The sequence below is a fragment of the Pseudomonas sp. KCJK9058 genome (assembly GCF_046230975.1).
GTDB lineage: Bacteria > Pseudomonadota > Gammaproteobacteria > Pseudomonadales > Pseudomonadaceae > Aquipseudomonas > Aquipseudomonas alloputida.
This window is the reverse complement of the sequence record NZ_JBJJLR010000037.1, coordinates 22369-45174: the sequence shown is the minus strand read 5'-3', so window position 1 is coordinate 45174 and position 22806 is coordinate 22369. Positions and strand designations below refer to the sequence as shown.

21 protein-coding genes are annotated in these 22806 nt (G+C 62.1%); all 21 read left to right on the top strand.

Going from position 1 to position 22806, the window contains the following annotated elements; genetic code table 11:
- Positions 1 to 7: 7 nt before the first annotated feature.
- The 21 genes from ACK59Z_RS18765 (at position 8) to fliL (ending at position 22799) form a co-directional block, all read left to right on the top strand.
- Positions 8 to 1570: a flagellar hook-associated protein 3 gene (locus ACK59Z_RS18765; protein ID WP_143494359.1), complete on the top strand. Its 1563-nt coding sequence runs from the start codon at positions 8 to 10 to the stop codon at positions 1568 to 1570.
- A gap of 494 nt (positions 1571 to 2064) precedes the next feature.
- Positions 2065 to 2994, top strand: coding sequence for a ketoacyl-ACP synthase III (locus ACK59Z_RS18760; RefSeq protein WP_003254453.1), 930 nt, complete (start codon positions 2065 to 2067; stop codon positions 2992 to 2994).
- 394 nt (positions 2995 to 3388) lie between these two features.
- Positions 3389 to 4834 (top strand): flagellin, encoded by a 1446-nt coding sequence (locus ACK59Z_RS18755; protein ID WP_409293550.1) that lies wholly within the window; start codon positions 3389 to 3391, stop codon positions 4832 to 4834.
- 76 nt (positions 4835 to 4910) lie between these two features.
- Entirely contained in the window at positions 4911 to 5267 is a 357-nt protein-coding gene (locus ACK59Z_RS18750) for a flagellar protein FlaG (RefSeq protein ID WP_060545056.1), read from the top strand.
- An 83-nt stretch (positions 5268 to 5350) separates the two neighbouring features.
- Positions 5351 to 6739, top strand: coding sequence for a flagellar filament capping protein FliD (gene fliD, locus ACK59Z_RS18745; protein WP_409293549.1), 1389 nt, complete (start codon positions 5351 to 5353; stop codon positions 6737 to 6739).
- Between the two features lie 127 nt (positions 6740 to 6866).
- The gene (gene fliS, locus ACK59Z_RS18740) at positions 6867 to 7268 is read left to right on the top strand and encodes a flagellar export chaperone FliS (protein WP_019438376.1); all 402 of its coding nucleotides are present in this window, start codon (positions 6867 to 6869) and stop codon (positions 7266 to 7268) included.
- Between the two features lie 16 nt (positions 7269 to 7284).
- A complete protein-coding gene (locus ACK59Z_RS18735) occupies positions 7285 to 7578 on the top strand; it encodes a flagellar protein FliT (protein ID WP_070096905.1) in 294 nt (97 codons plus the stop codon).
- Positions 7579 to 7746: 168 nt separating this feature from the next.
- On the top strand, positions 7747 to 9222 hold the full coding sequence (gene fleQ / locus ACK59Z_RS18730) for a transcriptional regulator FleQ (protein ID WP_003254443.1): 1476 nt from the start codon (positions 7747 to 7749) through the stop codon (positions 9220 to 9222).
- A 202-nt stretch (positions 9223 to 9424) separates the two neighbouring features.
- Positions 9425 to 10642: a PAS domain-containing sensor histidine kinase gene (locus tag ACK59Z_RS18725; protein ID WP_108190572.1), complete on the top strand. Its 1218-nt coding sequence runs from the start codon at positions 9425 to 9427 to the stop codon at positions 10640 to 10642.
- Entirely contained in the window at positions 10642 to 11997 is a 1356-nt protein-coding gene (locus ACK59Z_RS18720) for a sigma-54-dependent transcriptional regulator (protein WP_409293548.1), read from the top strand. Before ACK59Z_RS18725 ends, ACK59Z_RS18720 begins: the two co-directional genes overlap by 1 nt.
- A gap of 141 nt (positions 11998 to 12138) precedes the next feature.
- Positions 12139 to 12471, top strand: a complete 333-nt coding sequence (gene fliE, locus ACK59Z_RS18715; RefSeq protein ID WP_003254438.1) for a flagellar hook-basal body complex protein FliE — start codon at positions 12139 to 12141, stop codon at positions 12469 to 12471.
- 15 nt (positions 12472 to 12486) lie between these two features.
- On the top strand, positions 12487 to 14265 hold the full coding sequence (gene fliF / locus ACK59Z_RS18710; RefSeq protein WP_004577671.1) for a flagellar basal-body MS-ring/collar protein FliF: 1779 nt from the start codon (positions 12487 to 12489) through the stop codon (positions 14263 to 14265).
- The gene (gene fliG / locus ACK59Z_RS18705) at positions 14258 to 15277 is read left to right on the top strand and encodes a flagellar motor switch protein FliG (RefSeq protein WP_003254434.1); all 1020 of its coding nucleotides are present in this window, start codon (positions 14258 to 14260) and stop codon (positions 15275 to 15277) included. The genes fliF and fliG overlap by 8 nt, the downstream gene beginning before the upstream one ends.
- Before the next feature lie 162 nt (positions 15278 to 15439).
- On the top strand, positions 15440 to 16231 hold the full coding sequence (gene fliH, locus ACK59Z_RS18700; RefSeq protein ID WP_409293547.1) for a flagellar assembly protein FliH: 792 nt from the start codon (positions 15440 to 15442) through the stop codon (positions 16229 to 16231).
- Positions 16221 to 17576, top strand: coding sequence for a flagellar protein export ATPase FliI (fliI, locus tag ACK59Z_RS18695; RefSeq protein WP_019750734.1), 1356 nt, complete (start codon positions 16221 to 16223; stop codon positions 17574 to 17576). The genes fliH and fliI overlap by 11 nt, the downstream gene beginning before the upstream one ends.
- 6 nt (positions 17577 to 17582) lie before the next feature.
- On the top strand, positions 17583 to 18035 hold the full coding sequence (fliJ, locus tag ACK59Z_RS18690; protein ID WP_003254427.1) for a flagellar export protein FliJ: 453 nt from the start codon (positions 17583 to 17585) through the stop codon (positions 18033 to 18035).
- A 309-nt stretch (positions 18036 to 18344) separates the two neighbouring features.
- On the top strand, positions 18345 to 18650 hold the full coding sequence (locus ACK59Z_RS18685) for an STAS domain-containing protein (protein ID WP_003254426.1): 306 nt from the start codon (positions 18345 to 18347) through the stop codon (positions 18648 to 18650).
- Between the two features lie 8 nt (positions 18651 to 18658).
- On the top strand, positions 18659 to 20350 hold the full coding sequence (locus ACK59Z_RS18680) for a fused response regulator/phosphatase (RefSeq protein WP_108190574.1): 1692 nt from the start codon (positions 18659 to 18661) through the stop codon (positions 20348 to 20350).
- Positions 20351 to 20398: 48 nt separating this feature from the next.
- Positions 20399 to 20746, top strand: coding sequence for an Hpt domain-containing protein (locus ACK59Z_RS18675; protein ID WP_004577674.1), 348 nt, complete (start codon positions 20399 to 20401; stop codon positions 20744 to 20746).
- A gap of 70 nt (positions 20747 to 20816) precedes the next feature.
- Entirely contained in the window at positions 20817 to 22082 is a 1266-nt protein-coding gene (locus tag ACK59Z_RS18670; RefSeq protein ID WP_070096695.1) for a flagellar hook-length control protein FliK, read from the top strand.
- A 219-nt stretch (positions 22083 to 22301) separates the two neighbouring features.
- Positions 22302 to 22799 (top strand): flagellar basal body-associated protein FliL, encoded by a 498-nt coding sequence (fliL, locus tag ACK59Z_RS18665; protein ID WP_054889678.1) that lies wholly within the window; start codon positions 22302 to 22304, stop codon positions 22797 to 22799.
- The last annotated feature ends 7 nt before the right edge of the window (positions 22800 to 22806 follow it).

Below are 22806 nucleotides of genomic sequence, written 5' to 3'. Positions count from 1 at the left end.
GACTATCGTGCGTATTTCCACTGCTCAGTTCTATGAGGCCAGCGCCAGTAGCTACTCCAAGAACTTCTCCAGCATGAACAAGACCAACGACCAGGTGACGTCGGGTATCCGTATCCAGACCGCTGCCGATGACCCGGTCGGTGCTGCACGCCTGCTGCTGCTGCAACAGCAGCAATCGTTGCTGGACCAGTACAGCGGTAACATCAACACCGTGAGCAACTCGCTGCTGCAGGAAGAGAGTGTGCTCTCTACCATCAACGATGCCATGCAGCGTGCCAGCGAGTTGGCGATCCGTGCCGGTGGCGCCGGGGTGACCGATTCTGACCGCGTGGCCATCGGCACCGAACTCAAAGAGATCGAGGCCAACATCTTTGGCTTGCTCAACTCGCGCGATGCCAACGGCGATTACATGTTCGGAGGCTCCAAGAGCACCACGCCGCCCTATGTGCGTAACTCCGATGGCACCTACAGCTACCACGGTGACCAGACCCAGCTGAGCCTGCAGGTATCCGATACCCTGAGCCTGGCCACCAACGACACCGGTTTCAGCATCTTCGACTCGGCCAGCAACAAGAGCCGCACCCAGTCGACCCTGCTGGTGCCGGCGACTGACGATAGCGTGGTCGGGGTGTCGTCCGGTTTGCTGACCTCAAGCACCACCTACAACAACAGTTTCACGGCAGGCCAGCCCTACAAGCTGACCTTTACCAGCGCGACGCAGTACACCATCACTGACGCCAACGGCAATGACATCACCTCGGAAACGCCCACCAACGGTACCTTCGACAGCAAGACCGAAGGTGCCAACAAGATTGCCCTGCGTGGGGTGGAATTCGAAATAACCGTTACCCTGGAGGAGGGTGCCGATGCCGACGCCGCCGTGGGCGGGCGCGAGTTCTCCTTGGAAGCACGCCCGGACTCGTTCAATACCACCCGTAACGGCAGCAATACCTCCAGCGCTCAGGTCACCAGCAGCAGCGTCACCGACGAGGCCGCCTATCGCAGCACGTTCCCCAGTAATGGTGCGGTGATCAAGTTCACGGGGCCGGGCGCTTACGAGTTCTATGCCCAGCCGCTGACGGCCGACAGCAAACCGGTCGCCAAAGGTACCTTTTCGGCGCCGTCGTTGACGGTGGCCGGGGTGACCTACCAGGTGTCCGGTTCGCCGGAGGCAGGCGACCAGTTTGCGGTCACGGCCAATACTCACCAGAACCAGAACGTGCTGGAAACCCTCAGCCAGCTGCGCGCGGCACTGGAAACACCGGTGACCGGCGCTGGCGCGGCGAATGCGCTGAAAGATGCGGCGGCCTCGGCCATTGCAAACCTGGCCAGTGCCCGTGAGCAGGTCGATATCACCCGTGGTTCGATCGGTGCTCGCGGCAACTCGCTTGAGATTCAACGCCAGGAGAACACCAGCCTGGGTCTGGCCAACAAGACCACCCAGAACGCCATCGGCAACACCGACATGTCGCAGGCGGCCATCACCTTGACCTTGCAGCAGGCCATGCTGGAGGCCTCGCAGCTGGCCTTCTCGCGTATTTCCCAGCTGAGCCTGTTCAACAAGCTCTGATCTGCCTGCCTGATCCTGGGGCTGCTGCGCAGCCCTGTCGCGACACAAGGCCCCCACAGGTCCTCCTCTCTCCTGGAGGTGGCGTATTTGTGCTGCCCACAAGGGTTGGATTGATGTCCAGCTTCTTGGGGCATTCCAGGTCCTCCTCCCTTCTGAAGGTGGCGTTCGTGGGAGCGGCCTTGCGTCGCGAAAGGGCCGCTAAGCGGCCCCATCGATATCTGCTGCGAAGCTGATCATTCGGGGTCCAGTGCCCGCCCGGCCATTCCGCAAATTCCCCAGTCCCCACACCCTCGCCACGGCTTTCGTAGCATTTCAATGTGACCAATGAGTCAAAACGCTCATCTTCCCTGTATTCTATGCAGCAGCTGTTGCAGCATTTTGTTACCGGTGCGCAGGCGAGCCCTGGCTACAACCCCTGGCGGTGGCCGCTCCGGTATTTGGCGCCCTCAATTCATCGAGTGGTGGTCTTTGGCTGTTTTCATTGGGAAGCCAGAATGATTGGCATCAAAAGCATTGCGAGTTACGTGCCCACCGCTGGCCTGGACAACTACGTTCAGGGTGCGAAGTTCGGCAAGGACGAAGAGTTCATGTTCGGCAAGATCGGTGCGTCGTTCCTGCCGCGCAAGGCCGAAGAGCAAGAAACCTCCGACTTGTGCGTAGAGGCCGCCCAGGCACTGTTCGCCAGCAACCCCGACCTTGATCCGCAATCGATCGATGCGTTGATCGTGGTCACCCAGAACGGCGACGAAGAAGGCCTGCCGCACACCGCAGCCATCGTCCAGAGCAAACTTGGCCTGTCTACCCGCGTGGCGGCGTTCGACGTGTCGCTGGGCTGCTCCGGCTATGTGTATGGCCTGTATGCGATCAAAGGCTTCATGGAAGCGGCAGGCCTGAAGAACGGCCTGCTGATCACCGCCGACCCGTATTCGAAGATCGTCGACCCGGAAGATCGCAACACCACCATGCTGTTCGGCGACGCCGCCACGGCCACCTGGATGGGTGAAAACGCGGTATGGAACCTGGGCCAGGCGCGTTTCGGCACTGACGGTTCCGGTGCCGAGCACTTGAAAGTCAGCGACGGCAAGTTCTTCATGAACGGCCGCCAGGTATTCAACTTCGCCTTGATCAAAGTGCCTGCGCACCTGCACGAGCTGCTGGACGCCAGCGGCCTGAAGTCGTCGGATATCGACGCCTTCTGCATCCACCAGGGCAGTGCGGCGATTGTCGACGCCGTGGCGCGACGCTTTGAAGAGCAACACCCGGAGAAGTTCGTCAAGGACATGCTGGAAACCGGCAATACGGTGTCCTCCAGTGTTCCGCTGCTGCTGCAGAAGCATATGCTCGATGGCAGCTGGAAGCGCGTGGCGATCAGTGGCTTTGGCGTGGGCCTGTCGTGGGGCTCGGCCATCCTGTACCGCGACTGATCCCCAGTCAGCCCACAAAAGCGCCCGGCGGCCACCGCCCGGCGCTTTTTTTCTGCCGAAAATAAACTTCTGCCTGACGCAGCCCATTGTAGGAGCGGCATCACCCGCGAAGAAGGCAGCTCGGTCTATGGCACCGGCTTCGCCGGTGTTCGCGGGTGAACCCGCTCCCACAGACGGGATGAGGCATTCAGCCCCAGTTCGAACAGTTTTTGACGCCAATAAACCGCCCTTAACCCCTTGATTTCTCAGGGCTGGCCCCATGCCAGTATTTTTTTTTTGAAAAAACCCTCAAGCAACCCGCGCACCCGACGATAACCATTACGAAGGTTCTCTAGGCCAATCCGGCGGTTGCCAAGGCCGGAAGCCGCAGTACCCATCCAACGAGGATTTCGTCATGGCTTTAACTGTAAACACCAACATTGCGTCGATCACCACCCAGGGCAACCTGACCAAGGCGAGCAACGCTCAGACCACTTCGATGCAGCGTCTGTCCTCGGGTCTGCGCATCAACAGCGCTAAAGACGACGCTGCCGGCCTGCAGATCGCCAACCGTCTGACCAGCCAGATCAATGGCCTGGGCCAGGCTGTGAAGAACGCCAACGACGGTATCTCGATCGCCCAGACCGCTGAAGGTGCAATGCAGGCCTCGACCGACATCCTGCAGAAAATGCGTACCCTGGCTCTGTCCTCGGCTACTGGCTCGCTGAGCGCCGACGACCGTAAGTCGAACAACGACGAATACCAGGCTCTGACCGCTGAGCTGAACCGTATCTCGGATACCACCACCTTCGGTGGCCAGAAGCTGCTGGACGGTTCGTACGGCACCAAGGCCATTCAGGTCGGCGCAAACGCCAACGAAACCATCAACCTGACTCTGGATAACGTTTCGGCCAAGAGCATTGGTTCGCAGCAAGTGAAAAGTGTTGGCATCCTGCCAGATGCCGATGGTATCGCAGGTGGCGCTGTCACCATCACCGGTAACGGCCAGAGCACTGACGTGACGCTCGCTGCAGGTGCTTCCGCCAAGGAAATCGCCAAGACCCTGAACGGCGCAGTAGGTGGCCTGACCGCTACCGCAAGCACCGAAGTCGAATTCACCATCGACAAAGCTGCTATCGCCGCTGCCACCCCGGCATCCGCCAACTTCAAACTCGAAGTCGGTGGTCAGACTGTCGACTTCGTGGGTGTCACCGACACCGCTGGCCTTGCTGACCAGCTGAAGTCCAACGCTGCCAAGCTGGGTATCAGCGTCAACTATGACGAGACCAAGGGCACTCTGTCGGTCAAGTCCGATACCGGTGAAAACCTCAAGTTCACTGGCGCCGACGCCGGTGCTGTTGCAGGTATCGAAGTTGCCGCCAAAGACGGTTCGGGCAAACTTGGTACTGCCGCCGCGTTGGATGCAGCCACTCTGATCGTTACCGGTGCTGTTAACCTGGACTCCGCCAAGGGCTACTCGCTGACCGGCGCTGGCGTTGAAGACCTGTTCGCGGGAACTGGTGTTACCGCTGTGACTTCGGCCAAGACCTCTATCGCCGAAACCGACGTGACCGACGCCACCAACGCTCAGAACGCTCTGGCTGTTATCGACAAAGCGATCGGCTCCATCGACAGCGTCCGTTCGGGCCTGGGTGCTACCCAGAACCGTCTGCAAACCACCGTCGACAACCTGCAGAACATCCAGAAGAACTCCACCGCTGCCCGCTCCACCGTGCAGGACGTGGACTTCGCTTCGGAAACTGCCGAGCTGACCAAGCAGCAGACTCTGCAGCAGGCTTCGACTGCGATCCTGTCGCAGGCTAACCAGCTGCCATCGTCGGTCCTGAAACTGCTTCAGTAATTCAGGCGCTTGAGTGAAGGGTGAAAGGGTGCGTTGACGTGCCCTTTCACCCTTTTTGACATGAGGAGTTCGAAACATGGACATGAGTGTCAAGCTGAACCAGGTGTATCCAACCGTGTTACCCCAGGTGCCAGGAGCTGATCGCGAGCGGGACCCAGCTATGCCTGCGAAGGTGCAGGAAGCCGCTGCCTCCGACAATCAGCCGCACTCGCGCGAGGACTTGGAAAAAGCGGTTGGCGAAATTCGTGATTTCGTCCAGTCGAGCCAGCGCCAGCTGGATTTTTCCATTGATGATTCCACGGGCCGGATTGTAGTCAAAGTGATTGCTACCCAGTCCGGTGAGGTAATCCGGCAACTTCCGTCGGAAGCTGCGCTGAAATTGGCGCAGAGCCTCAGTGAAGCCAGCAGCCTGCTGTTCGACGGTCAGGCATAGGCTGGCATGATTTTTGTTGCTGTCGACTATTTGATGGATTTATCCGCCAAGGATCCGGCAGCTACTGAACAAGGAGAGCAATGATGGCAGGTACAACAGTCAGCGGTATTGGCTCGGGCATCGATACCCAGGCGATCGTCGAATCCCTGGTGGCCGCGCAGAAGGCGCCGAAACAGGCGCAGATCAATACCCAAACGCTGAAGGCAACCACCACGTTGTCCTCTATTGGCAAGATCCAGGCGGCCCTGGATGCCTTCCGCGGCGCACTGACCACCATGACCGACAGCAATAGCTTTGGTGGTCTTAGCCTGAAATCTTCGGATGAGAAAGTCGCCACCGTCACCATGGGCACTGGGGCTGCTAACGGCTCCTTCAAGTTGATTGTCGACAAGCTGGCGACCGCGTCGAAGGTTTCGACCAAGGTTTACGCCAACGGTGCAGGCTCGGTAGTTAACCCCGGTAGCACGCCGACCACGTTGACCATGACTCAGAATGGCAAGGCCTACGATCTGAGTGTTCCTGCCGGTGCAACACTGCAGCAGGTGCGCGATAGCATCAACAGCCAGTTTGGTGTGGCCGGCCTGAGTGCGAACGTGCTGACGGATGCCAACGGCTCGCGTCTGATTGTTACCTCAACCAAGATGGGCGAAGGTTCCGACATTACGCTGTCCGGCAATTCGGGTATCGATACTGGCTATACCGTGGTCGAAGAGCCGGCAGACGCCGAGTATACGCTCGACGGTGTTGCCATGAAGTCCAAGACCAACGACATCAATGATGCCGTCAGCGGGCTCAACATCAAATTGGTAGGCACCTCCCCGAAAAACGCAACAAGTGGTGAAGTCACAGCGACTATTCTCTCGCTGACTACCAGTTCCACCACGTTGAAGTCGGGTCTGAAGGGTTTCATCGACACCTACAACGCCCTGCTCACTGTGATGAACGCAGAAACCAAGGTCACCAAGAATCCCGATGGCACCATGACGGCTGCGGCTTTGACCGGCGATGCCACCATGCGCACGCTGATGACCTCCATTCGTGAAGAACTCAACGCGGTATCGGGCAACGGTACCTTGAAGTCGTTGGCGGCCTTTGGCGTCACTTCTGCCCAGGATGGCGGTGCGCTGAGCCTGGACGACAAGAAATGGGACAAGGTTGCCTCCACCAACGCGGCGGACCTGACCAGCATTTTCAATGGCAAGGATGGCCTGCTGGCACGCCTGCAAAAAGTCACCGAGCCATTCGCCAAGGCTGCAACCGGCACCCTTGCCGAGCGCTCCAAGGTCCTGAGCGAAAGCCTGACCAAGCTCAAGACCGAGCAGGATACCCTGGACGCCCGCATGGAAGCCCTGCAGAAGAGCCTGCAGGACAAGTACAACAACATGGATACCCTGGTCACCCAGCTGCGTCAGCAGCAGAACTCAGTGCTGAGCACCCTCAACGCACTGAACAAGGCGAACAGCGAAGATTAATCCGTGATCCTTGCATGAAGTCCGTGCAAGATGCCGGGCTTCATGTCATCGGTCGGTAAAGTTTTTCGCCACCTGCCCGATACAAGGAATATCTCCCCCTTAAGCCTGCCCGTCACGAGGTCGCAAGATGAATCCCATGAGAGCCCTTCGTCAGTACCAGAAGGTCAATTCCCATGCCCAGATTTCCGAAGCCACGCCCCATCGCCTGGTGCAGATGCTGATGGAAGGCGGCCTCGATCGCATGGCGCAGGCCAAGGGGGCGATGGCGCGTGGCGACATTGCGGAAAAGGGCCTGATGCTGGGCAAGGCGATCGACATCATCATCGGCTTGCGCGATGGCTTGTCGCCTGAAAAAAGCGAAAACCCGGAGTACGTCGAAAAGCTCGACGCCCTCTACGTCTACATGACCAATCGCCTGATGCAGGCCAATGTGGACAACGATGCCAGCATTATCGACGAAGTTGCACAGCTGCTGATTACCGTGAAAAGTGGCTGGGACGGCATTGCCGACGCCCAGCCTGCCAGCTGATGGCAAGGAGATTACCGTGACCGCACTGCAACGCCTCGATGACACCTGCGATGCCCTGATCGGGGCCTTGGGTGAACGTGACTGGGAGGCCATTGCCAAGCTGGATGTGGCGTGCCGCGCGTGCATCGACGAGGTGCTGGAAGCCCATGCGATGGATCAGGCGTTGCTGCGCGAGAAGCTGGAAGGGGTGCTGCAGGTCTACCGCAACCTGATCGATGTGACAACCGGTGAACGCCAGGCAATTGCCGAAGAGATGATGCAGATCAATCAAGCGAAAAATGCATCGAAGGTTTACCATCTCTTCAGTTAAGATGCGCACAACTTAACAAAAGGCGCCATAAATTTGACTGTTAGGGCCTTTTTGACTTTACTAGTGGCTGTTTTCGAATTTCAGACGTCCGAACACTGACCATTCAGTCGGAATGATGTCGAGCACGCCCCTGCAGGGCGCCGATATGACTAGGGAAGTTGCTATTGCATGTGGCGTGAAACCAAGATTCTGCTGATCGATGACGACAGCGCGCGCCGCCGCGACCTTGCGGTGGTGCTGAACTTCCTCGGCGAAGAAAACCTCGCATGTGCCAGCCATGACTGGCAGCAGGCGGTCGAGCCATTGTCCTCGAGCCGCGAAGTGCTGTGCGTGCTCATCGGCACCGTGAATGCTCCGGGCAATCTGCTTGGGCTGCTTAAGACAGTGGCTACCTGGGATGAGTTCCTTCCGGTTCTGCTTTTAGGTGAAATTTCTTCTGCCGAGCTGCCGGAAGACCTTCGCCGCCGGGTGCTGTCCAACCTGGAAATGCCGCCAAGCTACAGCCAGCTGCTGGATTCGCTGCACCGTGCTCAGGTTTACCGCGAAATGTATGACCAGGCGCGCGAGCGCGGTCGCCAGCGCGAGCCCAATCTGTTCCGTAGCCTGGTGGGCACCAGCCGTGCCATTCAGCACGTGCGGCAGATGATGCAGCAAGTGGCGGATACCGACGCCAGCGTGCTGATCCTGGGTGAGTCCGGCACCGGCAAGGAAGTGGTGGCGCGCAACCTGCACTACCATTCCAAGCGCCGTGAAGCGCCGTTCGTGCCGGTCAACTGTGGCGCGATCCCGGCCGAGCTGCTGGAGAGCGAACTGTTCGGCCACGAGAAGGGCGCCTTTACCGGGGCCATCACCAGCCGTGCCGGGCGTTTCGAGCTGGCCAACGGCGGTACCCTGTTCCTCGACGAAATCGGCGACATGCCGTTGCCGATGCAGGTCAAGCTGCTGCGTGTGCTGCAGGAGCGTACCTTCGAGCGCGTGGGTAGCAACAAGACCCAAAGCATCGACGTGCGCATCATCGCTGCGACGCACAAGAACCTCGAAACCATGATCGAGGACGGCACCTTCCGCGAAGACCTGTACTACCGCCTAAACGTGTTCCCTATCGAAATGGCACCGTTGCGTGAGCGGGTGGAAGACATCCCGTTGCTGATGAACGAGCTGATTTCGCGCATGGAGCACGAGAAGCGCGGTTCCATTCGCTTCAATTCCGCCTCGATCATGTCGCTGTGCCGTCACGGCTGGCCGGGTAACGTGCGCGAGCTGGCCAACCTGGTCGAGCGCATGGCGATCATGCACCCGTACGGGGTCATTGGCGTGTCGGAACTGCCGAAGAAATTCCGCTATGTCGATGACGAAGACGAGCAGATGGTCGACAGCCTGCGCAGCGACCTGGAAGAGCGCGTGGCGATCAATGGCCACACACCCAACTTCAGCAACCACGCCATGCTGCCGCCCGAAGGCCTGGACCTCAAGGACTACCTGGGTAGCCTGGAGCAGGGGCTGATCCAGCAGGCGCTGGACGATGCCAACGGTATCGTTGCGCGCGCGGCTGAACGTTTGCGTATTCGCCGTACCACCCTGGTCGAGAAAATGCGCAAGTACGGCATGAGCCGCCAGGGTGGCGAGGAACAGGCCGAGGATTGACGCCTGGCGGTTGCCTGTGCCGGCTTCTTCGCGGGCACGCCCGCTCCCACAGGATCGATACACATCTTCAATTCGGTGATATCCCTGTGGGAGCGGGCGTGCCCGCGAAGAGGCAGGTACAAATCCCTATCTCCGGCACGGCTATTGCTACATCGCTGGCAACACACCGTTTTTATGACGGTCAGCCACGCGAGAGAGCACGATGCCCCAGGCCGCCCACGTATCCCGAGCCCCCGAACAGCAGGGGCAAACCCCGGTCGCGCAGGACAGCGGCCAGGGTATCGCGCAGGCCTTCGCCCTGTTCAATCAGGTGTCCAGCCAACTGAGCCAGTCCTACAGCCTGCTCGAAGCCCGGGTCAGTGAGCTCAAGGGCGAGCTGGCCGTGGTCAGCGGCCAGCGCATCGACGAACTGAGTGAAAAGGAACGTCTGGCCAACCGCCTGCAGAACCTGCTGGATTTGCTGCCCGGCGGGGTGATCGTGATCGATGGCCAGGGCCTGGTGCGCGAAGCCAACCCGGCGGCTTGCGAGTTGCTCGGCGAGCCGCTGATCGGCCAATTGTGGCGTCAGGTAATCGCCCGTAGCTTTGCCCCGCGCAAGGACGACGGCCACGAGGTCTCGCTGCGCGACGGTCGCCGCCTGTCGATCGCCACCCGCTCACTGGATGCCGAGCCTGGCCAATTGGTGCTGCTCAACGACCTGACTGAAACCCGTCGCCTCCAGGACCAGCTGGCTCGCCACGAGCGGCTGTCGTCGTTGGGGCGCATGGTTGCCTCGCTGGCCCACCAGATCCGCACGCCGCTGTCGGCAGCCATGCTGTATGCCGGCCACCTGGCCGACAACGAGCAAGCGCTGAGCGCGCAAACCCGTCAGCGCTTCGCCGCGACCTTGAAGGAGCGCCTGCACGAACTGGAACACCAGGTGCGCGACATGCTGGTGTTTGCCCGTGGCGAGTTGCCGCTGGGGGATCGGGTGACCCCGAAAGCGCTGTTCCAGGCCCTGCAGCAGGCGGCCCAGGCGCATGTGCAGGGGCACGCCGTGCGCTGGCAGTGCGACAGTCATCTGGGTGAGCTGCTGTGCAACCGCGACACCCTGGTCGGTGCCTTGCTCAACCTGATTGAAAATGCCCTGCAGGCCAGCGATGGCCCGGCACGGCTGAAGGTGCACCTGTACCGCCGCGAACGTAGCTTGCACCTGTGCGTCAGCGATGCCGGCAGTGGCATCGATGCAGGCTTGCTCGGCCGTTTGGGCGAGCCGTTCCTCACCACCAAGGCCACCGGCACCGGCCTGGGCCTGGCCGTGGTCAAGGCGGTGGTGCGTGCGCACCAGGGCACGATCAACCTGCGTTCGAAGGTCGGCCGTGGTACCTGCGTGCGGGTAGAGCTGCCATTGATCGACGGGCAATTGGCGGAGGGGGTGTAATGGCAATCAAGGTGCTGCTGGTCGAGGATGACCGCGTATTGCGCCAGGCGCTGGGCGATACCCTGGAAATCGGCGGTTTCGCCTACCAGGCCGTGGGCAGTGCCGAAGAAGCGCTGGAGGCCGTACTGGATGACGCGTTCAGCCTGGTGGTCAGTGACGTCAACATGCCCGGTATGGACGGGCACCAGTTGCTCAGCCAGCTGCGCCGCCAGCAGCCACAGTTGCCGGTACTGTTGATGACGGCGCACGCTGCCGTCGAGCGTGCGGTCGAGGCCATGCGCCAAGGCGCCGTCGACTACCTGGTCAAACCGTTCGAGCCCAAGGCGCTGCTCAGCCTCGTGGAGCGGCATGCCGCCGGGCGTGTGACTGGCGAAGAGGGGCCGGTGGCCTGCGAGCCGGCCAGCCGCCAATTGCTGGAACTGGCGGCCCGTGTGGCGCGCAGTGACTCGACCGTGCTGATTTCCGGCGAGTCCGGTACTGGCAAGGAAGTGCTGGCGCGCTACATTCACCAGAAGTCGCCGCGTGCGGCGCAGCCCTTCGTGGCGATCAACTGCGCGGCGATCCCCGACAACATGCTCGAGGCCACCCTGTTCGGCCACGAGAAGGGTGCCTTCACCGGCGCTATTGCGGCTCAGGCGGGCAAGTTCGAGCAGGCCGAAGGCGGCACCCTGCTGCTCGACGAAATCTCGGAAATGCCCATGGCCTTGCAGGCCAAGCTGCTGCGTGTGCTGCAGGAGCGTGAGGTGGAGCGGGTAGGCGGGCGCAAGCCGATCAGCCTGGACATTCGGGTGCTGGCCACCACCAACCGCGACCTGGCCGGCGAAGTGGCAGCCGGGCGCTTCCGCGAAGACCTGTACTACCGCCTGTCAGTGTTTCCGCTGGCCTGGCGTCCGCTGCGTGAGCGGCCGGGCGATATCCTGCAGCTGGCTGAGCGCTTGCTGGCGCGCCATGTGGCCAAGATGAAGCACGCCCCGGTGCGCCTCTCGCCAGCGGCGCGGGCCTGCCTGCAAGCCTATGCCTGGCCGGGCAACGTGCGCGAGCTGGACAACGCCCTGCAGCGGGCGTTGATTCTGCAGCAGGGTGGCGTGATCGAGGCGGCGGATTTTTGTCTGGCAGGCGCCATTCCATTGTCAGCTGGCACCGAGCCATCTCTCGAGGTGGTTGCTGATGCCGGCGGCCTGGGGGACGACATGCGTCGCCACGAGTACCAGATGATCATCGACACCCTGCGCGCCGAGCGCGGCCGCCGCAAAGAAGCGGCCGAACGCCTGGGGATCAGTCCGCGGACGTTGCGCTACAAGCTGGCGCAGATGCGCGATGCCGGGTTTGACGTCGAGGCCAGCCTGTTCGGCTGACAGGCCAGTCATCTGCAACTGGCGCGGACCTCTGTGGGAGCCCTGGGAAATGAGTCGCGAAGGCTGGCACCTTTGTTGCTTTAGGTAGGTCATTCGCCGCATGAGTGTCAAAAAAATGCGGCCGCAGGAGAGAGAAGGGTCATGAGCCAAGGTGTTGAATTCAATCGTCTGATGTTGGACATGCGGGCCATGCAGGCCGATGCCATGTCGCTGCCCAAGGTAACTGCCGCCCCCGAGCTGGCGCCAGGGCAAAGCACCTTCGCCGACATGCTCGGCCAGGCCATCGGCAAGGTGCATGAGACGCAGCAGGCCTCGACCCAACTGGCCAACGCGTTCGAAATCGGCAAAAGCGGCGTCGACCTGACTGACGTGATGATCGCTTCGCAAAAGGCCAGCGTGTCGATGCAAGCCATGACCCAGGTACGCAACAAGCTGGTCCAGGCGTACCAGGACATCATGCAGATGCCGGTTTGAGGACGGATGTAACCCATGGCTGAAGCAGTCGTCGAAAACGCCCCCGCCAAAGCTGGCTCGCCAGCGGCCAAGCCGCCGCTGTTTGGCATGGCGTTTCTGGAAAACATCTCGCAGATGCCCATGCTGCGCCAGATCGGCCTCATGGTCGGCCTGGCGGCCAGCGTGGCCATCGGCTTTGCCGTGGTGCTGTGGTCGCAACAACCCGATTACCGTCCGTTGTACGGCAGCCTGTCGGGCATGGACACCAAGCAGGTCATGGACACATTGGCCGCTGCTGACATCCCCTATAACGTGGAGCCCAACTCGGGCGCCCTGCTGGTCAAGGCCGACGACCTCTCCCGTGCGCGCCTGAAACTGGCAGCCGCCGGCGTGGCGCCGAGCGACGGCAATGTCGGCTTCGAGCTGCTCGACAAGGAGCAGGGCCTGGGCACCAGCCAGTTCATGGAAGCCACCCGCTACCGCCGCAGCCTTGAAGGCGAACTGGCCCGTACCGTTTCCAGCCTCAATAACGTCAAGGCCGCGCGCGTGCATCTGGCCATCCCGAAAAGTTCGGTGTTCGTGCGTGATGAACGCAAGCCCAGCGCCTCGGTACTGGTCGAGCTGTACCCGGGCCGTGCACTGGAAGCCGGGCAGGTGATGGCCATCGTCAACCTGGTCGCCACCAGCGTGCCGGAACTGGACAAGTCCCAGGTCACCGTCGTCGACCAGAAAGGCAACCTGCTGTCCGAACAGATTCAGGATTCCGCGCTGACCCAGGCCGGCAAGCAGTTCGACTACAGCCGCCGGGTGGAAGGCATGCTCACCCAGCGTGTGCACAACATTCTGCAGCCGGTGTTGGGCAACGACCGCTACAAGGCCGAAGTGTCCGCCGACCTGGACTTCAGCGCGGTCGAGTCCACCTCCGAACAGTTCAACCCCGACCAGCCGGCGTTGCGCAGCGAGCAGTCGGTCGACGAGCAACGTGCCAGCAGCCAAGGCCCGCAAGGCGTGCCTGGCGCGCTGAGCAACCAGCCGCCAGGCGCCGCTTCGGCACCGCAGACCACCGGTGGCGCGGCTACCCCGGCTGCCGCCATTCAGCCTGGCCAACCGCTGGTGGATGCCAACGGTCAGCAGATCATGGACCCGGCCACCGGTCAGCCGATGCTCGCGCCGTACCCGTCAGACAAACGTCAGCAAAGCACCAAGAACTTTGAGCTGGACCGTTCCATCAGCCACACTCGCCAGCAGCAGGGGCGCATGACCCGCCTGTCGGTAGCGGTGGTGGTGGACGACCAGGTCAAGATCGACCCGGCCACTGGCGATACCACGCGGGCGCCATGGGGTGCCGAGGACCTGGCGCGCTTTACCCGCCTGGTGCAGGACGCAGTCGGCTTCGATGCCAGCCGTGGCGACAGCGTGACGGTGATCAACGTGCCGTTCGCCGCCGACCGTGGCGAGGAAATCGCCGATATCGCCTTCTACCAGCAGCCGTGGTTCTGGGATATCGTCAAACAGGTGCTGGGCGTGGTGTTCATCCTGGTGCTGGTGTTCGGCGTGCTGCGGCCAGTGCTGAACAACATTACCGGGGGCGGCAAGCAGGCTGCCCCGGACAGCGACATGGAGCTGGGCGGCATGATGGGTCTGGATGGCGAACTGGCCAACGACCGCGTCAGCCTGGGTGGCCCGACAAGCATTCTGCTGCCTAGCCCGAGCGAGGGTTACGAGGCACAGCTCAACGCAATCAAAGGCCTGGTGGCCGAAGACCCGGGCCGTGTGGCTCAGGTCGTGAAAGACTGGATCAACGCCGATGAGTGATAACCGAGCCGTTACCGCCAAGCTGAGCCGCGTCGACAAGGCGGCGATCCTCCTGCTCTCGCTGGGCGAGACCGATGCGGCCCAGGTGCTGCGGCACATGGGCCCGAAGGAAGTGCAGCGGGTGGGTGTGGCCATGGCGCAGATGGGCAATGTGCACCGTGACCAGGTCGAACAGGTGATGAGCGAGTTCGTCGACATCGTCGGCGACCAGACCAGCCTGGGCGTCGGTTCTGATGCGTACATCCGCAAGATGCTCAACCAGGCCCTGGGCGAGGACAAGGCCAACGGCCTGGTCGACCGCATCCTGCTCGGCGGCAATACCAGCGGCCTGGACAGCCTCAAGTGGATGGAACCGCGTGCCGTGGCCGACGTGATCCGCTACGAGCACCCACAGATCCAGGCCATCGTGGTCGCCTACCTCGACCCGGACCAGGCCGGTGAAGTGCTGAGCAACTTCGACCACAAGGTGCGCCTGGACATCGTCCTGCGCGTGTCATCGCTGAACACCGTGCAACCCGCGGCGCTGAAGGAGCTGAACCAGATTCTCGAGAAGCAGTTCTCGGGCAACTCCAACGCCGCGCGTACCACCCTGGGTGGCATCAAGCGGGCGGCCGACATCATGAACTTCCTCGACAGCTCGGTGGAAGGCGCACTGATGGACGCGATCCGCGAAATCGACAGCGACCTGTCGGAGCAGATCGAAGACCTGATGTTCGTCTTCAACAACCTGGCCGACGTCGACGACCGGGGCATCCAGGCGCTGTTGCGCGAAGTGTCCTCCGACGTGTTGGTGGTGTCGCTCAAGGGCGCCGACGAGCGGGTCAAGGACAAGATCTTCAAGAACATGTCCAAACGTGCTTCGGAGCTGCTGCGCGACGATCTGGAGGCCAAAGGGCCGGTACGGGTCAGCGACGTGGAAACCGCGCAGAAAGAAATCCTCACCATTGCCCGGCGTATGGCCGAGGCCGGCGAGATCGTCCTCGGCGGCAAGGGCGCCGAGGAAATGATCTAAGGTATTCGCGATCCCATAGCCGACGCCGCCTTTTGTAGGCGCGGGTTTACCCGCGAAGGCGTCGGCCCTGGCAATCGAGGTTGTCGCTGCCGACGCATTCGCGGGTGAACCCGCTCCTACAAGGGACCGTGTCGGCCGAACATGGTTTGAGAACATGACAGCATGTCCAGCAAAGAACATCACCCCAGCGACTTGATCCGCGCCCGCGACCTCGAGGGCGTGGACGTGTGGACGCTTCCAAGCTTCGACCCGGAACCGGAGCCTGCGCCCGAGCCAGAGCCGGAACCCGAGGTCATCGAGGAAGTCGAGGAAGTGCCGCTGGAAGAAGTCCAGCCGTTGACCCTGGAAGAGCTCGAAGCCATCCGTCAGGAGGCTTACAACGAGGGCTTCGCCACCGGTGAGCGCGAAGGTTTCCACAGTACTCAGCTCAAGGTTCGCCAGGAGGCCGAAGAGGCCCTGAAGGCCAAGCTGGAAAGCCTCGAGCGGCTGATGGCCAACCTGATGGAGCCGATCGCCGAGCAGGACACGCAGATCGAGAAAAGCCTGGTGCACCTGATCGCGCACATGAGCCGCCAGGTGATCGGCCGCGAGCTGCGCAACGATTCCAGCCAGATCACTCAGGTGCTGCGCGAAGCGCTCAAGCTGCTGCCCATGGGCGCGGACAATATCCGCATCCACCTCAACCCGCAGGATTTCGAGCTGGCCAAGGCCCTGCGCGAGCGCCATGAGGAGAACTGGCGGCTGCTGGAAGACAGCGCGCTGCTGCCGGGTGGTTGCCGCATCGAGACGGCCCACAGCCGTATCGATGCCACCATGGAAACGCGTATTGAAAAAGCGGTGGCGCAGCTGTTCGACCAGTTGCACGACCATTCCCTGCACCCGGCGGCGCCAGATATGTCGATAGACCTGGACGCGCCGGTCGAGCGTGCCGTGGACAGCCCTGATGCACCTTGAGCGCACCAGTTTCGGCAAGCGCCTCGGCTCTTACGCTGAGGCCATCGCGCTACCGGCGCAGCCCATCGTCGAAGGCCGCTTGCTGCGTATGGTCGGCCTCACCCTGGAAGCCGAAGGCCTGCGCGCTGCGGTGGGCAGCCGCTGCCTGGTGATCAACGATGACAGTTATCACCCCGTGCAGGTCGAGGCCGAAGTCATGGGCTTTGCCGGGCCCAAGGTGTTTCTGATGCCGGTGGGCAGCATCGTCGGGATTGCCCCGGGGGCCCGGGTCGTGCCGCTGGATGACGGCGGCCGCCTGCCCATGGGCATGAGCATGCTGGGCCGGGTGCTCGACGGCGCCGGCCGTGCGCTGGATGGCAAGGGCGGGATGAAGGCCGAGGACTGGGTGCCGATGGACGGCCCGGTGATCAACCCGCTCAACCGCGACCCTATCAGCAAGCCGTTGGATGTGGGCATTCGCAGTATCAACGGCCTGCTTACCGTCGGCCGTGGTCAGCGGCTGGGCCTGTTTGCCGGTACCGGGGTGGGTAAATCGGTGCTGCTGGGCATGATGACCCGCTTCACCGAAGCCGAAATCATCGTGGTCGGCCTGATCGGTGAGCGGGGGCGCGAGGTGAAGGAGTTCATCGAGCACATCCTCGGTGAAGAGGGCCTCAAGCGCTCGGTGGTGGTGGCTTCGCCGGCCGACGATGCCCCGCTGATGCGCCTGCGCGCCGCCATGTATTGCACACGCATTGCCGAGTACTTCCGCGACAAAGGCAAGAATGTGCTGTTGCTGATGGACTCGTTGACCCGTTTCGCCCAGGCCCAGCGGGAAATTGCCCTGGCCATCGGCGAGCCACCGGCCACCCGGGGTTACCCGCCATCGGTGTTCGCCAAGCTGCCCAAGCTGGTGGAGCGGGCAGGCAATGGCGAACCTGGCGGTGGTTCGATCACTGCGTTCTATACTGTGCTGTCTGAAGGCGACGATCAGCAAGACCCGATCGCCGACTCGGCGCGGGGCGTGCTTGACGGCCACTTTGTGCTGTCGCGTCGGCTGGCTGAGGAGGGCCATTACCCGGCCATCGACATCGAAGCGTCGATCAGCCGGGTCATGCCCCAAGTGGTCGATGCCGACCACTTGCGCCAGGCGCAGAAGTTCAAGCAACTGTGGTCGCGCCTGTCGCAAAGCCGCGACCTGATCAGCGTGGGGGCTTACGTGGCCGGCGGTGATCCGGAGACCGACCTGGCCATTGCCTTGCAATCGAAGCTGGTTGAGTTCCTGCGCCAAGGCCTGCGCGAGAATGTGGGCATGGCGCAGAGCCGCGAACAGCTGGGGGCAATTTTCACGCCCCCGGCAGGTTGATAAGCCATGGCGCTGCCCGGACGTGCCGCGCGCCTGGCGCCGGTGGTGGACATGGCCGAAGAAGCCGAGCGCAAGGCGGCTCAGCGCCTTGGTCATTTCCAGCAGCAGGTGGCCACGGCCCAGGCCAAGCTGGCCGAGCTGGAGCGCTTTCGCGAGGATTACCAGCTGCAGTGGATCAACCGCGGCGGGCAAGGGGTCAATGGCAGCTGGCTGGTCAATTATCAGCGTTTTCTGGGGCAGCTGGAAACGGCCATGACCCAGCAGCGGCAAAGCCTGGTCTGGCACCAGAACAACCTCAATAACGCCCGGGGTACCTGGCAGCAGGCTTATGCCCGGGTGGAAGGTTTGCGCAAGCTGGTACAGCGCTACCAGGACGAGGCCCGGCGCGCTGAAGACAAGCGTGAGCAGCGCTTGCTGGATGAGCTGTCGCAGCGCCTGCCGCGGCAAAACCATCTATAGGTGTTCGCCGCAGGCCTTGCAGCGGAATAATTGGCCCGAAACAAATGCGAGGTCTTGCCCGCGAATGCGGTGGCGGCTGCGACGGTGTATGACCGGGTATATTGGCTGGCAGGTCCGGCCTATTCGCGGGTGAACCCGCTCCTACCACGGTATGGGGCGACACCACCGATTGATTGTAGGAGCGGGTTCACCCGCGAAGAGGCCGGCACAGGCCATCAACGCCATGAGCCTGCATCCGCTTGCCACCCCCACCATCGCCTGCTAAACCTTAAAGCAGTTGCATCCGCCATCATCGAAGGAATCGCTAGCATGGCAGTCGAGACTGATTTTTCGCAGGACGGGAAAAAGCTGACCATCAAGATCAAGGGGCGCTTCGATTTCGGCAAGCATCAGGAGTTTCGCGACGCCTACGAACGCCAGCCCAGGCGGCCGGATTCGGTGGTCGTCGACCTGAAGGACACCACATACCTCGACAGCTCCGCGCTGGGCATGCTGCTGTTGCTGCGCGACCACGCGGGCGGCGACGAGTCGGATGTGCGGGTAGTGCATGCCAGCTCCGACGTGCGCAAGATTCTCGCTATCTCCAATTTCGAAAAACTCTTCGATATCAGTTGAGCGCCGACATGCCGGCCGAACAGGCGTTGACCGTGCTGGTCGCCGAAGACAGTGCTGTCGATCGCCTTCTGCTTGCGCAGATCGTGCGCCGCCAGGGGCATAAGGTATTCACCGCGGAGAACGGCGAACAGGCGGTAGCGCTGTACCTTGAGCGGCGCCCGCAACTGGTGCTGCTGGACGCCTTGATGCCGGTCATGGATGGCTTCGAGGCGGCGCGGCAGATCAAGGCATTGGCTGGCGAGGCGCTGGTGCCGATCATTTTCCTGACGTCGCTGAATGAAGAAGAAGGCCTGGTGCGTTGCCTGGAGGCGGGGGGCGATGATTTCATGGCCAAGCCCTACAGTGCGGTGATCCTCGCTGCCAAGATTCGCGCCATGGACCGTCTGCGTCGCTTGCAGGCAACGGTACTGGAACAGCGTGACCAGATCACCCGGCATCACCATCACCTGCTTAACGAGCAGCGGGTCGCCAAGGCGGTGTTCGACAAGGTGGCCCACTCGGGTTGCCTTTCTGCACCCAACATTCGCTACCTGCAATCGCCTTACGCGCTGTTCAATGGCGACCTGATGCTGGCGGCATTTACCCCGGCCGGCGACATGCGTGTGCTGCTTGGCGATTTCACCGGTCACGGCCTGCCGGCGGCGGTCGGCGCCATGCCGATGGCTGAGGTGTTCTACGGCATGACCGCCAAGGGCTACGGCATGGCGCAGATCCTGCGCGAGATGAATGCCAAGCTCAAGCGCATCCTGCCGGTGGACATGTTCTGCTGTGCGCTGCTGCTCAACCTCAGCATGCAGCGCGGCTCGGTGGAGGTGTGGAATGGCGGTATGCCCGATGGTTATCGCCTGTCGGTGGATGGCCAAGTGCTGTCGGCACTGAGTTCGCGGCACCTGCCGCTGGGCATTCTGGCCGCTGAGCGCTTCGATGACAGTACAGAGGTGTTGCCGCTGGCACCGGGCGAGCGCCTGTTGCTGCTGTCAGACGGTGTGCTCGATACCGCCGACGACCAGGAGCGCCTGTTTGGCGTACAGCGCCTGCGAGCGGTGCTGGCCGACAACCACGACCCCGTGCAGTTGTTCGATGAGCTGATGCTGGCCCTGGAGCGTTTTGGTGGGCAGCCACGCGATGACATCAGCTTGTGCGACATTCGCATGTTCACTGCCGAGGAGCGGGTGCCGGCACCGATGATCTACTCTGATAGTGGCCGCTCCAGCCCGCTGGACTGGTCGCTGAGCTTCGAAGTGCGGGGCGAAAGCCTCAAGCGCTTCAACCCTGTGCCTTACCTGGTGCAGTTGTTGCAAGAAATTCATGGCCTGCGCGCGCGTACCGGCAACTTGCACAGTGTGCTTAGCGAGTTGTATGCCAATGCGCTAGAGCATGGTGTGCTGGGCCTTGACTCACAGCTCAAGCGCGATGTGCAGGGCTTTACCGACTATTACCAGGAGCGCGCCCGGCGCCTGGGCTCGCTGACCGAAGGCTTTGTAAGCATCGATTTCAAGGTTGAACCGCATGGCGGCGGTGGGCGTCTGATGATCGAGGTGCGCGACAGTGGTGCCGGCTTCGACGTGCAGCAAGTGCTTGCGCGGCCTTCGCTGGATCAGGGGCTGAGCGGTCGCGGTCTGAATCTGGTGCGGCAGTTGGCCAGTGACGCGCGCTGGAGTGAAGGCGGGCGTTGCGCGCATGTGGAGTTCGTATGGTGAGCCACGGGTTGGCTCGGGCATAATCTGGCTTGATCAAGGAGTGAACAAGTGACTGACATGCATATTGACCACAAGGTACTCAGTGACCTGCGTGAGGTCATGGAAGATGGCTACCTGCAGTTGGTGCAGACTTTTCTCGACGACTCAGAGCGGCGTCTTGGCCAGCTGCACGCGGCCAAAAGCGCCGAGGAGCTTGGCGCGGCAGCCCACAGTTTCAAGGGCAGCAGCAGCAACATGGGCGCGGTGGCCTTGGCCAGCCTGTGCCAGCAGCTCGAAGAGCGCGCACGGCGGCCTCCGTTATATGGAATTGAAGACTTGATCAGCCGCATCGACATGGAATTCGTCGTGGTGCAGCACTTTTACCGTGGTGAGCAGCAACGTATTTCCGCAGGCTGATACGCGAGTTGGCGCGAGTTTTGCCTGTCTCTGCACCGATGATTTTTGTTTCTGGCGCGGAGACCGCTCGATGCCTGTCGCACCCAACCCTTTGTTGCAAGCCAATGCCATTGCCAAGACCTCGCGTTCGGCCACCGTGCAGGCGGACAAGCCGCTGCAGGCGCTGGGCGACAAGGGCGATGCCTTTGGCCAGGTGATGGCCAAGCAGGGCCGCGACAAGGTTACCGGGCAGGACGACAAGGTCGCTCAAGCCAAGCCCAAGGACAAACCTGATGCGGCAGCCGGCGGCAAGAAAGACCCGGCTGGCAAAGCTGCAGTTGCCGATGACGGCAACAAGTTGCCAGAAGAGGATTCGGCCCAGGCCGATACGGGTGTGCGTGATGCCAGCCTGGTGGCCGGTCAGGTCACTGATGCCCAGCCCGGCGCGCAATTGATCCAGGCTCAGGCCGAGGCGGTGGCGCCAGTGCTGCAGGCGGCCACGGCGCAAACCCAGGTCGCCGCGGCACTGCCTGAAGAGCCGTCCGCCGAGGAGGCCTTCGATCCGGATGCTGACCCCCTGGCCAACCTGCCAACCCTGCGCCTCGCGCTGGAGCACAGTGCCCAGGCCAAGGGTGGCACCTCGGCACATGCCCTCGATGCTGCCCAGGCTCAGGGCGAGGAAGGGCAGGCGGCCGTCAATACCTTGGCGAATTTGGTCGAGAATACCGATGGCGAAAGCGCCGAATCCGGTGACAAGGCCTTTGGCAGCTTGCTTGAGGACGGCCTGAAAGACACCAAGAGTGCCAGCAGCGACACCCGCATCGATGATTTTGCCAACCGCCTGGCCAACCTGACCCAGGCGGCCACGGCCAAGACCGCCAATGCCGTGCCGGCCAATGCGAACCCGCTGCATCAGCCATTGCCAATGAACCAGAACGCTTGGGCCGAAGGCCTGGTCAACCGGGTCATGTACCTGTCCAGCCAGAACCTCAAGTCGGCTGATATCCAACTGGAGCCGGCAGAACTCGGTCGCCTCGACATTCGCGTCAATGTTGCGGCGGACCAGGCCACCCAGGTCACCTTCATCAGCGGCCACGCCGGCGTGCGTGACGCCCTCGATAGCCAGGTGCATCGCCTGCGCGAACTGTTTGCCCAGCAGGGGTTGGCGCAGCCGGATGTCAACGTGGCTGACCAGTCGCGCGGGCAGCAACAACAGCAGGGGCAGGCGCAGGGCAGCAACCTTTCCGGGGTGGCGGCGCGCCGGGCCGAGCAGGGTGGGGTCGAGGCGGTCGATAGCGCCCGGCCTTTGGAGCAGCAGGTGGTTGTCGGCGACAGTGCGGTCGATTACTACGCCTGATAACGGTTGGTCTGGGCTGGCTTCTTCGCGGGCGAGCCCGCTCCCACAGGCATTTCGTTGATTTCGAACCCTGTGCGGTAGCTGTGGGAGCGGGCGTGGCCGCGAAGCAGCCAGCACCGCAAAACCTGCTGGAATCCATCCCCTGCAAAATCTGGCATAACACTTGCTCAAGCCAAGCCATCCTCCCTTGAACCCCCCGATGGACGACGGATTATTGGCATGGCGAAGAGCGAAGCAGTCAAAGACCCCGCCACTAAAGGCAAACTCAAGCTGATCCTGCTGGCCGTCGTAGGCCTGCTGCTGGCGATCGGCCTTTCGGTGGGCGCTACCTGGTTCATCATGCACAAGAGCGAGCCCGCTCCGGCCGCCGAAGCCGCGGCCGGCAACGTCAAGCCAGCGGCGATCTACGAGGCGCTGACCCCGGCCTTCGTGGTCAACTTCAACCAGAACGGCCGCCAGCGCTACATGCAGCTGAGCATCACCCTGCAGGCGCGTAACCAGGCCGACCTGGATGCCCTCAAGGTGCACATGCCGGTGATCCGCAACAACCTGGTGATGATGTTCTCCGGGCAAGGGTTCGACACCCTCGCCAGCAGCCCGGTAGGGCAGGAGATGCTGCGTCAGAAGGCCACCGCGGTGGTCCAGGAAGTGGCGCAGAAGGAAGTCGGCAAGCCGGTCATCGACCAGTTGCTGTTCACCAATTTCGTATTGCAGTAGGAGTCCG